The organism is Serratia sp. PL7, assembly GCF_945957435.1.
Window position 1 is genome coordinate 2,604,658 of record NZ_CAMFLB010000001.1, and the last position, 15,133, is coordinate 2,619,790.

Genomic DNA, 15,133 nt, shown 5'->3' on the forward strand with positions numbered 1-15,133 from the left:
GTGGCCAAACATGTCGAGATATTATTATTTCGTACTAAGATCTTAGCGCTTCAGCACCGCTTTTACCGCGTCGCCGATGTCCGCCAGGCTGCGAACGGTTTTCACGCCCGCCGCTTCCAGCGCAGCAAACTTCTCGTCCGCCGTGCCTTTGCCGCCTGCGATGATGGCGCCCGCGTGGCCCATACGCTTGCCTTTCGGCGCGGTTACGCCGGCGATGTAGCCGACAACCGGTTTAGTGACGTGTTCTTTGATGTAAGCTGCCGCTTCTTCTTCAGCGCTGCCGCCGATCTCACCGATCATCACGATCGCTTCGGTCTGCGGATCCTGTTGGAACATCTTCAGGATATCGATGAAGTTGGAGCCCGGGATCGGGTCGCCGCCGATACCCACGCAGGTGGACTGGCCCAGACCGGCATCGGTGGTTTGTTTCACCGCTTCATAGGTCAGGGTACCGGAGCGGGAAACGATGCCCACTTTGCCCGGCAGGTGGATGTGGCCAGGCATGATGCCGATTTTGCACTCGCCCGGGGTGATCACGCCAGGGCAGTTCGGCCCGATCATGCGCACACCGGCTTCGTCCAGCTTCACTTTCACGGTCAGCATATCCAGGGTCGGGATGCCTTCGGTGATGGTGATGATCAGTTTGATGCCGGCATCGATCGCTTCCAGGATGGAGTCTTTGCAGAACGGCGCTGGAACGTAGATGACCGAGGCAGTCGCGCCGGTCGCTTCAACCGCTTCGCGCACGGTGTTGAACACCGGCAGACCCAGATGCTGAGTGCCACCTTTGCCCGGGGTGACGCCGCCAACCATTTTGGTGCCGTAAGCGATAGCTTGTTCGGAGTGGAAAGTCCCCTGGCTACCGGTGAAGCCCTGGCAAATTACTTTGGTGTTTTTATCGATTAAGATGGACATTATTTACCCTCCACTGCTGCAACAACTTGCTGAGCCGCATCAGTCAGGCTGGTCGCAGCAATGATATTCAGGCCGCTGTCCGCCAGTTTCTTGGCGCCCAGTTCGGCATTGTTCCCTTCCAGGCGCACCACGACCGGGACGTTAACGCCCACTTCGGCCACTGCGCCGATGATGCCGTCGGCGATCAGATCGCAACGTACGATACCACCGAAGATGTTAACCAGAACCGCTTTCACCTTGTCATCGGACAGGATGATTTTGAACGCTTCGGTCACGCGCTCTTTGGTCGCGCCGCCGCCAACGTCCAGGAAGTTGGCCGGTTCGCCGCCGTGCAGTTTAACGATGTCCATAGTGCCCATTGCCAGACCGGCGCCGTTAACCATGCAGCCGATGTTGCCGTCGAGGGCAACGTAGTTCAGCTCCCACTGAGCCGCACGGGATTCGCGCTCGTCTTCCTGCGAAGGGTCACGCATTTCACGCAGTTCCGGCTGGCGGAACAGGGCGTTACCGTCGGCGCCCAGTTTGCCGTCCAGGCACACCAGATCGCCCTGCTTGGTGATCACCAGCGGGTTGATCTCAACCATCGCCAGATCGCGCTCCAGGAACAGCGTCGCCAGGCCCATGAAGATCTTGGCGAACTGGCTGACTTGCTTACCGGTCAGACCCAGTTTGAAGGCCAGCTCACGACCCTGATAAGGCTGTGGACCCGCCAGCGGATCGATGGTCATTTTGTGGATCAGTTCTGGGGTTTCTTCCGCCACCTTCTCGATTTCCACGCCGCCTTCGGTAGACGCCATGAACACCACGCGACGGGTAGAACGATCCACTACCGCGCCCAGGTACAGCTCTTTATCGATGTCGGTCGCCGCTTCTACCAGGATCTGGTGAACCGGCTGGCCCAGCGCGTCAGTCTGGTAAGTCACCAGACGCTTGCCCAACCAGGCTTCCGCGAAAGCACGGATATCTTCTTTGCTGTTGACGACTTTAACGCCGCCCGCTTTACCGCGGCCGCCAGCATGAACCTGACATTTCACCACCCACGGGCCGGAGCCGATTTTGGATGCGGCTTCTTCTGCTTCACGCGGAGTGGTACAGGCGTAACCGGTTGGTGCCGGCATGCCATACCGAGCAAACAGCTGTTTTGCCTGATATTCGTGTAAATTCATGATGTTCTATCCATTCAGTTCTGAAGGTTTTTAGCCGGACCATTATTACGCGGTAAACCGCATGGTTTTCCGGCCACATAGCACAGAGTGCGGGCGCGGCACGCCGCGCCCGGCAAGGGTTACTAGACGTCCAGCAGCAGACGAGCCGGATCTTCCAGCATCTCTTTGACCGTCACCAGATAACCGACGGATTCTTTACCGTCGATCAGGCGGTGGTCATAAGACAGCGCCAGATACATCATCGGCTGGATCACCACCTGACCATTGACCGCCATTGGGCGATCTTTGATGGCGTGCATGCCCAGGATGGCGCTCTGCGGCGGGTTGATGATCGGGGTAGACATCAGGGAGCCGAATACGCCGCCGTTGGTAATGGTGAAGTTACCGCCGGTCAGCTCTTCAACGGTCAGTTTGCCGTCGCGGCCCTTAACGGCCAGCTCTTTGATTTTCTTCTCGATGTCAGCCATGCTCATGGCGTCTACATCGCGCAGTACCGGCGTCACCAGGCCGCGCGGGGTAGAAACCGCGATGCTGATGTCGAAGTAGTTGTGGTAAACCACGTCGGAACCGTCGATCGACGCGTTCACTTCCGGGAAGCGCTTCAGCGCTTCAACCACGGCCTTGATGTAGAAGGACATGAAGCCCAGACGCACGCCGTGGCGCTTCTCGAAGGCTTCGCCGTACTGCTTGCGCAGGTCCATGATCGGCTGCATGTTGATTTCGTTGAAGGTGGTCAGCATCGCGGTGCTGTTCTTCGCCTCCAGCAGACGCTCGGCAACGCGTTTGCGCAGGCGGGTCATCGGCACGCGTTTTTCGCTGCGGCCGGCCAGAACAGGCTGCGGTGCGGCTTCAGCGGCGGCGGCCGGTTTGGCAGCGGCGCCGCCTTTGGCCAGGTGCGCTTCCACGTCTTCACGCGTGATGCGGCCACCCACGCCGGTGCCTTTGATGGCGCCAGCATCGAGATCGTGTTCAGCAATCAGGCGGCGAATCGCCGGGCTGAGCGCGTCATTGCTTTCTTCTTCCAGGCTCGCGGTAGCGCGCTGTGCAGGCGTGGCTTCTTTCTCTTGGCTCTTCTCAGCGGTCGGCTTGCCGGAGCTGTCGCCCGGACGGATGCGGCCGAGCAGCTGGCGAGACAGCACGGTCGCGCCCTCTTCTTCCACGATAGCATCGAGAATACCCGCTTCACTGGCCGGCACTTCCAACACCACTTTGTCGGTTTCGATTTCAACCAGGACTTCATCACGCTGCACGCTGTCGCCCGGTTTTTTGTGCCAGGTGGCTACGGTCGCATCGGCAACCGATTCAGGAAGGTCAGGAACCAGAATATCTACGCTACTCATTTAGCTTTCCCTTAAGTTTTTTATCATCTGCTTGCCGGCCCTCGGCCGGCAAGCGAGCGAACATTAGTCAATATTCAGCGCGTCGTTCACCAGAGCCTGCTGCTGCTTCTGGTGTACGGACATATAGCCCACCGCCGGAGAGGCGGAGGCCGGACGTCCTGCGTAACGTAAAGAAGCCCCGAACGGCACCACTTCACGGAAGTTGTGTTGGCTGCAGTACCAGGCGCCCTGGTTCAGCGGCTCTTCCTGACACCAGACGAAATCATGCACGTGCGAGTATTGTTCCAGCACGGCCTGCACGGCCTGATGCGGGAACGGATACAGCTGCTCGATACGCACGATGGCCACGTCTTTCTGCTCGTTCTTGCGACGCTGTTCCAGCAGGTCGTAGTAGACCTTGCCGGAGCACAGCACGACGCGCTTGACCGCTTTCGGATCCAAGTCGTCGATCTCGCCGATCGCCGGCAGGAAGGTGCCGTTGGCCAGCTCGTCCAGCGAAGAAATCGCCAGCGGGTGACGCAGCAGCGACTTCGGCGACATCACCACCAGCGGACGGCGCATACCGCGCAGCGCCTGACGACGCAGCATATGGTAAACCTGCGCCGGCGTAGACGGGACGCACACCTGCATGTTCTGCTCTGCGCACAGCTGCAGATAGCGTTCCAGACGCGCGGAAGAGTGCTCAGGGCCCTGGCCTTCATAGCCGTGCGGCAGCAGCATCACCAGGCCGCACATACGGCCCCATTTTTGCTCGCCGGAGCTGATGAACTGGTCGATAACGACCTGTGCGCCGTTGGCGAAGTCACCGAACTGCGCTTCCCAGATGGTCAGCGTGCGCGGTTCCGCCGTGGCGTAGCCGTATTCGAACGCCAGCACCGCCTCTTCGGACAGCACGGAGTCCCAGACTTTGAATTCGCCCTGGCCGCTGTGGATGTTCGCCAGCGGAACATAGACGGAACCGTTTTTCTGGTTGTGCACCACCGCGTGACGGTGGAAGAAGGTGCCGCGGCCGGCGTCTTCACCGGAGATGCGGATCGGGATGCCCTCATCCGCCATGGTCGCGTAAGCCAGCGTTTCGGCAGCGCCCCAGTCGAACGGCTTGTTGCCCGCCGCCATCTCGGCGCGGTCAGCGTAGATTTTCGCCACGCGCGACTGCATTTCAATCGCTTCCGGCACGGTGCTGATGCGACGTGCCAGCTCTTGCAGGCGCTTCATCTCAACCTTGCTCGGGTACTCCTCGTCCCACTCATGGTTCAGATACGGTGACCAGGTGAAGGAGTGCAGGTTCATCGGACGCCACTCTTCAACCACGCAATCGCCGCGGTCGAGCGCGTCGCGGTACAGGTTGACCATTTCCGTGGCATCTTCCAGGCTGGCCACTTTCTGCTCGGTCAGCACGTCAGCGTAGATTTTGCGCGGCGTAGGGTGTTTCTTGATCTTCTGATACATCACCGGCTGGGTGGCGCTCGGCTCGTCGGCCTCGTTGTGCCCATGGCGACGGTAGCAGACCAGATCGATCATCACGTCACGCTTAAAGGTGTTACGGAAATCCAACGCCAGGCGGGTGACGAAGGCCACGGCCTCCGGATCGTCCGCGTTAACGTGGAAGATCGGCGACTGAACCATTTTGGCGATGTCGGTGCAGTATTCGGTAGAGCGCGCATCCAGCGGGTTGGAGGTGGTGAAGCCAACCTGGTTGTTGATGACGATACGCACGGTGCCGCCCACTTCGTAACCGCGAGCCTGAGACATGTTCAGGGTTTCCTGAACCACGCCCTGGCCGGTGATGGCGGCGTCGCCGTGGATGGTGATCGGCAGCACCATGTTGCTGCGCGCTTCGTCCAGACGATCGCGACGGGCACGTACCGAGCCCATGACCACCGGGCTGACGATCTCCAGGTGCGACGGGTTGAACGCCAGCGCCAGGTGAACCATGCCGCCTTCGGTTTCCACGTCGGAAGAGAAGCCCTGGTGATATTTCACGTCACCGGTGCCGAGGTGTTCTTTATGCTTACCGGCGAATTCGTCGAACAGATCGGCCGGCTTTTTGCCCAGCACGTTGATCAGCACGTTCAGACGGCCGCGGTGGGCCATGCCCAACACCACTTCGCGCGTGCCGTTCTTACCGGCGTGGCGCACCATCTCTTTCAGCATCGGCACCAACGCGTCGCCGCCTTCCAGCGAGAAGCGTTTGGCGCCCGGGAATTTGGCGCCCAGGTAGCGTTCCAGGCCTTCCGCCGCAGTCAGCTCGTTCAGGAAACGGCGTTTTTCGTCGGCGGTAAAGCTGGCGCGCCCCACCACCGATTCGATGCGCTGCTGGATCCAGCGTTTCTCTTCGGTGTTGGTGATATGCATGTACTCAGCACCGATCGACCCGCAATAGGTCTGCTTCAGCGCGGCGTACAGATCGCCCAGCTTCATGGTTTCTTTGCCGATGGCGAAAGAGCCCACGTTGAAGGTTTCCTGGAAATCGGCTTCGGTCAGGTTGTGGTAAGCGGGATCAAGGTCAGGAACTTGCTCGCGCTGCCACAGGCCGAGCGGATCGAGGTTGGCATGCTGATGCCCGCGGAAGCGGAAGGCGTTGATCAGCTGCAGTACCTTGACCTGTTTGGCGTCGGTTTCCGGATCGGTGATGGTGGTATTGTAGCGCGCGGAGTCTTTCGCCAGGCGGCGGAAGTAATCGCGCGTTTGAGAGTGAAGCTGATCGGGTTTGACACCCGCGGTTGGTAGCTGTTGAAAAATGGAACGCCAGCTATCTTCAACGGAACCCGGATCGGTTAAGAAGTCTTCATAGAGCTGTTCTATGTAAGACTGGTTCGCGCCCGCCAGATAGGAGGAATCCAGCCAGGCCTTCATTGCGCCGTTCTGCATCATGATCCCTTAAGCTTTGAAGCTTTAGTTTTCGCCGTGGTTAACATAATTACCGTGATGAATACGGTTTGCCGTAAAACGGTTCACTCGACGTACTTGCGGCCATGACGGCCCGATACGTTCTGTTATGGACCTTGCGGTCCCTTACAAGGAACCTCTAAAAACCGGCGGAAGAACCAGGCTGCATAGCGCCGCAGCCGCGGGTCAGTTTTTAGAGGTTCCCTCCCCTATGGGATGTGCGCCGGAAAAGAGCCCGGCGCAGCATCTCATTCCGTTTATGCGCCGCGTTGCAGCAGCATGGACTTGATATGCCCGATCGCACGCGTCGGGTTCAAGCCTTTAGGACATACACTGACACAATTCATAATGCTATGGCAGCGGAAAACACTAAAAGCGTCGTCCAGATCATCTAAACGTTCTTGCGTTTCCGTGTCACGGCTGTCGATCAGGAAGCGATACGCCGCCAACAGACCGGCTGGGCCAATGAACTTGTCCGGGTTCCACCAGAACGATGGGCAAGAGGTCGAGCAGCAGGCGCACAGGATGCACTCGTACAGACCGTCCAGCTTGGCGCGTTGGTCCGGCGACTGCAGGTGCTCGCGCGCCGGCGGGTTCTTGCCGTCGTTCAGCAGGTATGGCTTGATCTTTTCATACTGGGTATAGAACTGGCCCATATCCACCACCAGATCGCGCACCACCGGCAGGCCCGGCAGCGGACGGATCACGATCTTGCCGTTGCCTTTGCGCAGCGACGAAATCGGGGTGATGCACGCCAGGCCGTTTTTACCGTTCATGTTCAGGCCATCGGAACCGCATACGCCTTCACGGCATGAGCGACGGAACGACAGGGTCGGGTCTTTTTCTTTCAACTGGATCAACGCATCCAGCAGCATCATGTCGCGACCTTCTTCCGCTTCCAGGGTGTAATCCTGCATGTGCGGCGCGTCATCGACATCCGGGTTGTAGCGATAAATGGAAAATTCGAGTTTCATCTGTCGATCTCCGCAATTAGTAAGAACGCACTTTCGGCGGGAATGCCGGGCGCAGCTTCGGTTGCATGTTCACTTCACGACGCGTCATGCTTTCCGATTGCGGCAGATACAGCGAATGGCACAGCCAGTTGGCGTCATCGCGTTCCGGGTAGTCGAAGCGGCTGTGTGCGCCACGGCTCTCGGTACGGAAGTTGGCCGACACAGCGGTGGAATACGCGGTCTCCATCAGGTTATCCAACTCCAGGCACTCGATGCGCTGGGTGTTGAACTCGCTGGAGGTATCGTCCAGGCGTGCGTTCTTCAGACGTTCACGGATCACTTTCAGTTCTTCCAGGCCCTTGGCCATCGCATCGCCTTCGCGGAATACCGAGAAGTTGTGCTGCATGCAAGACTGCAGCGCTTTGCGAATTTCGACCGGGTCTTCACCGGAACGGGTGTTGTTCCAACGGTTCAGACGGTCCAACGAGGCTTCCACGTCGGAGTCGCTGGCGTCACGGCTCACGCCCTGCTCTTCCAGCGATTCCTGCAGGTGCATGCCGGCGGAACGGCCGAACACCACCAGGTCGAGCAGCGAGTTGCCGCCCAGGCGGTTGGCGCCGTGCACCGATACGCAGGCGATTTCGCCCACGGCGAACAGCCCCGGGATCACCACGTCTTCGCCCTTCTCGTTCACGGTCAGCGCCTGGCCGGTCACCTTGGTCGGAATCCCGCCCATCATATAGTGACAGGTTGGGATAACCGGGATCGGCTCTTTCACCGGATCGACGTGCGCGAAGGTGCGGGACAGCTCCAGAATGCCCGGCAGACGGGATTCCAGTACCTCTTTGCCCAGGTGATCCAGCTTCAGCTTGGCGTGCGGGCCCCAAGGACCGTCGCAACCGCGGCCTTCGCGGATTTCGATCATGATCGAACGGGCAACCACGTCGCGGCCCGCCAGATCTTTGGCATTCGGCGCATAACGCTCCATGAAGCGCTCGCCGTGTTTGTTCAGCAGGTAACCGCCTTCGCCGCGGCAGCCTTCAGTCACCAGTACGCCCGCGCCAGCGATGCCGGTCGGGTGGAACTGCCACATTTCCATGTCCTGCACCGGCACGCCAGCGCGCAGCGCCATGCCGACACCGTCGCCGGTGTTGATGTGGGCGTTGGTGGTGGACTGATAAATACGGCCTGCGCCGCCGGTCGCCAGCACGGTGGCCTTGGCTTTGAAGTAAACCACTTCACCGGTTTCGATGCAGATAGCCGTGGTGCCGACCACCGCGCCATCCTGGTTTTTCACCAGATCGAGCGCATACCACTCGGAGAAGATGGTGGTGTGGTTTTTCAGGTTCTGTTGGTACAGGGTGTGCAACAGCGCGTGACCGGTACGGTCGGCTGCGGCTGCGGTACGCGCCGCCTGCTCGCCGCCGAAGTTCAGCGACTGACCGCCGAACGGGCGCTGATAAATGCGGCCGTCGTCCAGACGAGAGAACGGCAGGCCCATGTGTTCCAGTTCCAGAATTGCTTCCGGGCCGGTTTTACACATATATTCGATGGCGTCCTGGTCACCGATATAGTCGGACCCTTTCACCGTGTCGTACATATGCCATTCCCAGTTGTCCTCGTGGCTGTTGCCCAGCGCGACGGTAATGCCGCCCTGTGCAGACACGGTATGGGAACGGGTCGGGAAAACTTTGGACAGCAGGGCACAGGTCGAGCCCGCTTGGGAAATTTGCAGCGCGGCACGCATGCCCGCACCGCCGGCGCCGATTACGACGGCATCAAACTCTCTGACTGGCAGTTTCATTTAAGCACCCCACACTACGATTGTTCCGTACAGTAAATAGACCAGCAACGCGACCACGACAGCCAGCTGCAACACCAGGCGAACCGCCAGCGGCTTGACGTAGTCCGTCAGCACCTGCCACAGCCCGATCCAGGCGTGCACCAGAATCGACAGCAAGGTCAGCAGAGTGAACACTTTCGTAATGGAAGTGGCGAAGAAACCGCGCCAAATGTCATAAGTGAGTTCCGGAGCCGTGACGAAAAAGCCCAGGATATACAGGACGTACAGGGTGATGATGATCGCGGAAGCACGCAGCAGCAGCCAATCGTGCACGCCGTTGCGCCCTAATGCAGAAACGTTGTTTACCATACGAGGACTCCAGCCAGAACTGACAGCACGACGGTCAGACCGATCGCCACCTGGGCGGAACGGGTACCGGCGGCCAAACTCTCTTCGATGTAGCCAAAATCCATTAACAAGTGACGGATGCCACCGCAAATGTGATAGGCCAGCGCCGTGAGGATGCCCCAGAATATGAATTTGACGATGAAGCTATTCATGATGGCGGCCGCCTGCAGGAACCCCTCTTGGGAAGAGAGTGACAGGCCCAGCAGCCAGAGGAGGATACCCACGGCAACGAAGGTAATTACGCCAGAGACTCGGTGTAAGATAGACGCTATCGCAGTTACGGGGAACCGGATCGTTTGCAGATCCAAGTTGACAGGTCGTTGTTTTTTCACGTATTTGCCCACACAGCTCTTATTATTTTCCTTCCTCCGGGCCTGGGCGGGGATCAGACAGCGTTAAGAGCCTAAAACCCTTACACGTCACGCGCTCAAACATCAACATCCTCTGTGCTCAAACGGCGCGCATTTATAACGCTGGGTGCTCCTACTTCAGGGTAATCCGGAGACCTGGCGGCAGTATAGGAGGATCACATTCTGATTACAATTCTCATACAACCGCTTTGATAACATTTCCCCCGAACAGTGATTCAGATCACGGATTTCACAATTAGTGCAAAATTAATTATCTGATTTGACAAGAGATCAACATTTCCATTACATATAGGGGCACAAACGGTCCTATGATGCGCTATGGGTCAGCAGATACACTTCCTCCCGGGTTCGAGTTATGCAACAGTGTATTTGGCGAACCTATCCCAATAGACGTTGTTTCCCGCTCGAGTTTGCCGGCGTCAAAAGCAAATAAAGCACATAAAAACAGATTATTGGGATAGGTTCACATCTCTTCGAACAGCTCATAGGTAAGATTAACAGACTATAACGAATTACTCTGAATCGTTAACAACTGGTCACCCGTCTCGTTCGCCTGGTCAGCACTCTGTACCCTACCCGCGCACAGTTGCGCAGTCGCTCACAGAGTTAGCGTCCGCACCATTTTTTGCGGGCAACCTGCAGAGATTTAAGGTATTTCAGTTGTTAGTGGTTTTTTAAAATAAGGCGCTAAGGAGACAGTAAATGACTGATAAGAAAGCGACGCTAACCATTAACGACAGCGAAGCTCCGATCGAACTGGGCGTATTGACACCGACACTGGGCCCTGATGTCCTCGATGTCCGCGCTCTGGGTTCCAAAGGTTATTTCACATTTGATCCCGGCTTTACCTCCACCGCTTCTTGCGAATCCAAGATTACCTTCATCGACGGCGACAAAGGCGTGCTGCTGCACCGCGGCTTCCCTATCGAGCAGCTGGCGAAAGAATCTTCCTACCTGGAAGTGTGCTACATCCTGCTGTACGGCGAGACCCCAACGCCAGAAGAGTTCGAAACCTTCAAGACGACCGTAACCCGTCACACCATGATCCACGACCAGATCACCCATCTGTTCCGTGGCTTCCGTCGCGACTCGCACCCGATGGCGGTGCTGTGCGGCGTGACCGGTGCGCTGGCGGCGTTCTACCACGATGCGCTGGACGTCAACAACGAACGTCACCGCGAAATCACCGCGTTCCGCCTGCTGTCCAAAATGCCGACCGTGGCCGCGATGTGCTACAAATACTCCCTGGGCCAGCCGTTCGTTTACCCGCGCAACGATCTGTCCTATGCCGGCAACTTCCTGCACATGATGTTCGCCACCCCGTGCGAAGAGTACGTGGTGAACCCGGTGCTGGAACGCGCCATGGACCGCATCCTGATCCTGCACGCCGACCATGAGCAGAACGCCTCTACCTCGACCGTGCGCACCGCCGGCTCTTCCGGCGCCAACCCGTTCGCCTGCATCGCGGCCGGTATCGCCTCCCTGTGGGGGCCGGCACACGGCGGCGCCAACGAAGCGGCGCTGAAAATGCTGGAAGAGATCAAGACCGTCGAGCACATTCCAGAGTTCATCAAGCGCGCCAAGGACAAGAACGACTCCTTCCGCCTGATGGGCTTCGGCCACCGCGTGTACAAGAACTACGATCCGCGCGCCACCGTGATGCGCGAAACCTGTCACGAAGTGCTGAAAGAGCTGAACAAGAAGGACGACAACCTGCTGCAGGTAGCGATGGAGCTGGAACACATCGCGCTGAACGACCCGTACTTCATCGAGAAGAAACTGTACCCGAACGTCGACTTCTACTCAGGCATCATCCTGAAGGCGATGGGCATTCCTTCTTCCATGTTCACCGTGATCTTCGCCATCGCACGCACCATCGGCTGGATCGCCCACTGGAACGAAATGCACGACGAAGGCATCAAAATTGCCCGTCCGCGTCAGCTGTACACCGGCTATGCCGAGCGTGATTTCAAATCCCAGCTGAAAAACAAGTAAGCCGCTTTCCTGGCTGAAACCGCACAGCGCCGCCCCTTCGGGCGGCGTTTTTTTTGGTTATTTCTGGCAGCCCGGGCACCAATAAAACGGCCGCGATGACAGCTCGGTGCGCACAATCATCGCGCCGCAGCGTTCGCAAGGCTCACCGCTGCGATGAAATACCTTGAAGCGAAACAGCGCGCCGTGATGCCGGTTGTCATCCGCCTGCCCGCGCGTCTGGTAGGAAAGGCGCGGCACTGCCAGCAACGCCTCCGCCAGACGGCGCAGCGCCTCTGGCGTCAGATCCTGCGGTTTATGCTGCGGCGCCAGTTCGGCCTGCCACAGGATTTCGGCACGCAGATAATTGCCCAATCCGGCAAGAAACGCCTGGTCGAGCAGCATGCCGCCCAGCTGCCTGCGACGGAAACGCGGCGTCAGCAACCGCTCCGCCACCTCGTCTACCGTCAGCGACATGTCCAACACGTCAGGGCCGATGCGTTGCAAAAACGGGTGTTGTTCTATTTCCTCGCGCGGCCCGACGGTAATGTCGGAAGCGCTGTAGAGCAATATCGCGCTGCGGGCGGTTTCCAGCCGCACCCGCAGATCGCGTTTGGTCTCCGGCGTCTCTCCTGCCGCCGCCACTTTCCACACGCCATACAGTTGGTTATGGCTGTACATCGTCAGCCCATTGGAGAAATGGGTCAGCAGCGCCTTGCCGCGCGGCTCGATGGCGACGATACGCTCGCCGATCAGACGCTGGCGATAGTGTTTCAACTGAGGAAAAGCGAAATCGACGGCGGTCAACGGCTGATCGATCACCGCCGCCGTCAGTTTGTCCGCCGCCCGGCGAATCTCCGGTCCTTCCGGCATAGACCACTCCTTGCGTAGACCCGGCGCAGCCCGATGCGCCGGGGATTCTCTTGATTAATGCGTCGCGCCGCCCACCACTTTCAGATCGTGTTCCACCTGCAAAGCAATGGAAACGGCCAGCTCCAGCGCAAACAGCACCGTCGAAGCCGCCATGCTCGGCGCACCGGGGTGGGCCGCCGCCTGTTCCGGCAGGTACGGAATATGGATAAAGCCGCCCTTCACCTCACGCTGGCCGCTCAAACGGTGCAACAGCCCATACATCACATGGTTGCACACGTAGGTGCCGGCAGTCTGCGAAACGGCGGCCGGAATGCCAGCTTCGCGCATCGAACTGACCATCGCTTTGATCGGCAAGGTGCTGAAATAGGCCGCCGGACCGCCGGCGACGATCGGCTCGTCCACCGGCTGCTGCCCCTGATTGTCGGGAATGCGCGCATCGTCGACGTTGATCGCCACCCGTTCAATCGTGATATCGGTGCGGCCGCCGGCCTGGCCGATAGCCAGCACCATCACCGGCTGCACCTCGTCGATCGCCGCATTGAGCGCCTCCAGCGCCGCGCCGAACACGCACGGCAGCTGGCGCGCCACGATGCGCGTGCCGACCAGCTCCATATCATTGAGCTGCTTCACCACTTCCCAGGAGGGGTTAAGGCGTTCGCCGCCAAACGGCTCAAAGCCGGTAATCAATACTTTTTGCATCCTTACTCCTACAGGAACATCAGGAAATACAGCAGGAACACGTTAACCAACAGCAGCAGCACGCCGGTCGGCACCTGCGCCTTGATCACCGCATTCTTGTCCGGCAGCTCCAGCAGCGCCGCCGGCACAATGTTGAAGTTCGCCGCCATCGGCGTCATCAGGGTGCCGCAATAGCCGGAGAACATGCCGATCGCCGCCATCACCGCCGGGTTGCCGCCATGCTGCAATACCAGGATCGGAATGCCGATGCCGGCGGTAACGATCGGGAAAGCGGCGAAGGCGTTGCCCATCACCATAGTCAGCACCGCCATACCGATAGCGTAGACCGCCACGGCGATAAAGCGGTTATCGACCGCCAGATACTCCTGGGTCAGATGCGAGATCGCAGTGCCGACGCCGGCGACGGTAAACAGCAGCCCCAGCGTGGCGAGGATCTGCGGCAGAATGAACGCCCAGCCGATCGAATCCAGCAGGCGCCGCGCTTCCTGTATTGGCTGCAGGGCCTTCTCATGGGTCATTTTCACGGCGATCGCCAGACCGATCAGGCAGCCGACGGTCATCGAGAACAGGGTGATCAGCGTCGCGTGGTTACCGCTGCCGAATACCGCGCTCTGCAACGCCGGCACGTTGTTGAACAGCAGCACGCCGATCACCGTCACCACCGGGATCGCCAACGCGGGGATAAACAGCTTGTTGCCCAAACGCTTGGCGCTGGTCTCGCGCTCCTGCGGCGTTCGCTGATGATAGCTGCCGAGGCGCACACCGCCGAAGCCGGCGATCAGGGCCATCACCACCACCACCCCGCCAACGATGATGTGCAGCATGCGTTTCTCGTTGCTGCCTTCGCCGAGCACGTCGCCCAGCAGGCGGTAAGTCCAGTCGCCGACCAGGAATACCAGGCCGTACAACCCCCAAAACAGCCCGGTGGTGATGCGGCGCGGGTTGGCGCGATCGCGGAAGGACATCACCGCCACAATCAGCAGCACCGCGCCGGCCAGCCAGTAGAGATATTGTTGCTGGAAATTCATCGTGCCTCCCCCTTCGCCTGCAGCGCCGACTGATTCAGCTGCGCCAGCTCGGCGCTCAGCTGTTTATCCATTCGATACAGCCGGAATGCGTGGATCAGGAAAGCGAAAATGGCGGTCGGAATGCCCCACAGCGCGATATGCAGCGGCTCGGTCTGGATGCCGCCGGACTCCAGCATAAAGTTGTGCATGAAGATGATCGCGCCGAAGGCCACGAAGATATCTTCGCCGAAGAACAGCCCGACGTTGTCGGTCGCGGCCGACATGGCGCGCAGGCGGTGGCGCGTACGCTCCGGCAGTTCGCCATAGCGGTTTTCCGTTGCCCCTTCCGCCATCGGCGCCAGCAGCGGCCGCACCATTTGCGGGTGCCCGCCCAGGCTGGTCAGCCCCATCGCCGCGGTGATCTCGCGCACGAACAGGTACACGATCAGCAAACGGCCGGCGGTGGCGCTTTTGATCTTGGCGATCCACGCCTGCGCCCGCTCCTTCAGCCCGTGGCGCTCCAGCAGGCCGATCACCGCCAGCGGCAGCAGCAGGATCAGCGGCAGGTTGCGGGTGTTGAGAAAGCCCTCGCCGAGCTTTTCCAGAATGACGTCCAGCGGCATCAGCGCCGCCAAACCGGTGATGATACCGGCGGCGATCACCACCAGCACCGGGTTGAAACGCAATACAAACCCGACCACGATGGCGGCGATGCCGATCAGTGGCCAGAGATTCACAGCCTGTTCCATAGTCTTCCC

At 59.3% G+C, this 15,133-nt stretch carries 13 protein-coding genes; 1 reads left to right on the top strand and 12 read right to left on the bottom strand.

Annotated features, from left to right (window positions below):
- Window positions 1–42: 42 nt before the first annotated feature.
- From sucD to sdhC, 8 genes are all read right to left on the bottom strand, one after another.
- On the bottom strand, window positions 43–915 hold the full coding sequence (gene sucD / locus N6G83_RS12680) for a succinate--CoA ligase subunit alpha (protein ID WP_004939878.1): 873 nt from the start codon (window positions 913–915) through the stop codon (window positions 43–45).
- Window positions 915–2,081 (bottom strand): ADP-forming succinate--CoA ligase subunit beta, encoded by a 1,167-nt coding sequence (gene sucC, locus N6G83_RS12685; protein WP_025301883.1) that lies wholly within the window; start codon window positions 2,079–2,081, stop codon window positions 915–917. The genes sucD and sucC overlap by 1 nt, the downstream gene beginning before the upstream one ends.
- A gap of 122 nt (window positions 2,082–2,203) precedes the next feature.
- Window positions 2,204–3,421 carry a 2-oxoglutarate dehydrogenase complex dihydrolipoyllysine-residue succinyltransferase gene (gene odhB / locus N6G83_RS12690; RefSeq protein WP_060447623.1) on the bottom strand — a complete coding sequence of 406 codons (1,218 nt, stop codon included), beginning with the start codon at window positions 3,419–3,421 and terminating at the stop codon, window positions 2,204–2,206.
- Between the two features lie 63 nt (window positions 3,422–3,484).
- Window positions 3,485–6,292 carry a 2-oxoglutarate dehydrogenase E1 component gene (gene sucA / locus N6G83_RS12695; RefSeq protein WP_025301881.1) on the bottom strand — a complete coding sequence of 936 codons (2,808 nt, stop codon included), beginning with the start codon at window positions 6,290–6,292 and terminating at the stop codon, window positions 3,485–3,487.
- Window positions 6,293–6,567: 275 nt separating this feature from the next.
- Entirely contained in the window at window positions 6,568–7,284 is a 717-nt protein-coding gene (locus N6G83_RS12700) for a succinate dehydrogenase iron-sulfur subunit (protein ID WP_025301880.1), read from the bottom strand.
- A gap of 16 nt (window positions 7,285–7,300) precedes the next feature.
- Window positions 7,301–9,067, bottom strand: a complete 1,767-nt coding sequence (gene sdhA, locus N6G83_RS12705; RefSeq protein WP_015376974.1) for a succinate dehydrogenase flavoprotein subunit — start codon at window positions 9,065–9,067, stop codon at window positions 7,301–7,303.
- Window positions 9,068–9,415 (bottom strand): succinate dehydrogenase membrane anchor subunit, encoded by a 348-nt coding sequence (gene sdhD, locus N6G83_RS12710; protein ID WP_004939891.1) that lies wholly within the window; start codon window positions 9,413–9,415, stop codon window positions 9,068–9,070.
- On the bottom strand, window positions 9,409–9,798 hold the full coding sequence (gene sdhC / locus N6G83_RS12715; RefSeq protein WP_004939893.1) for a succinate dehydrogenase cytochrome b556 subunit: 390 nt from the start codon (window positions 9,796–9,798) through the stop codon (window positions 9,409–9,411). Before sdhC ends, sdhD begins: the two co-directional genes overlap by 7 nt.
- 729 nt (window positions 9,799–10,527) lie before the next feature.
- Between sdhC and N6G83_RS12720 the strand changes: the two genes are divergently transcribed.
- Window positions 10,528–11,820, top strand: a complete 1,293-nt coding sequence (locus tag N6G83_RS12720) for a citrate synthase (protein ID WP_016928730.1) — start codon at window positions 10,528–10,530, stop codon at window positions 11,818–11,820.
- 57 nt (window positions 11,821–11,877) lie between these two features.
- On the opposite strand, the gene nei is transcribed toward N6G83_RS12720, so the two are convergent.
- The 4 genes from nei to N6G83_RS12740 are packed head-to-tail and all read right to left on the bottom strand — an operon-like array spanning window position 11,878 to window position 15,124.
- Entirely contained in the window at window positions 11,878–12,669 is a 792-nt protein-coding gene (gene nei / locus N6G83_RS12725) for an endonuclease VIII (protein WP_099816697.1), read from the bottom strand.
- Between the two features lie 54 nt (window positions 12,670–12,723).
- The gene (gene pcp, locus N6G83_RS12730; RefSeq protein WP_016928732.1) at window positions 12,724–13,368 is read right to left on the bottom strand and encodes a pyroglutamyl-peptidase I; all 645 of its coding nucleotides are present in this window, start codon (window positions 13,366–13,368) and stop codon (window positions 12,724–12,726) included.
- Window positions 13,369–13,376: 8 nt separating this feature from the next.
- Entirely contained in the window at window positions 13,377–14,396 is a 1,020-nt protein-coding gene (locus tag N6G83_RS12735; protein ID WP_127146244.1) for a DUF979 domain-containing protein, read from the bottom strand.
- Window positions 14,393–15,124, bottom strand: a complete 732-nt coding sequence (locus N6G83_RS12740) for a DUF969 domain-containing protein (RefSeq protein ID WP_127146245.1) — start codon at window positions 15,122–15,124, stop codon at window positions 14,393–14,395. Before N6G83_RS12740 ends, N6G83_RS12735 begins: the two co-directional genes overlap by 4 nt.
- Window positions 15,125–15,133: the final 9 nt, after the last annotated feature.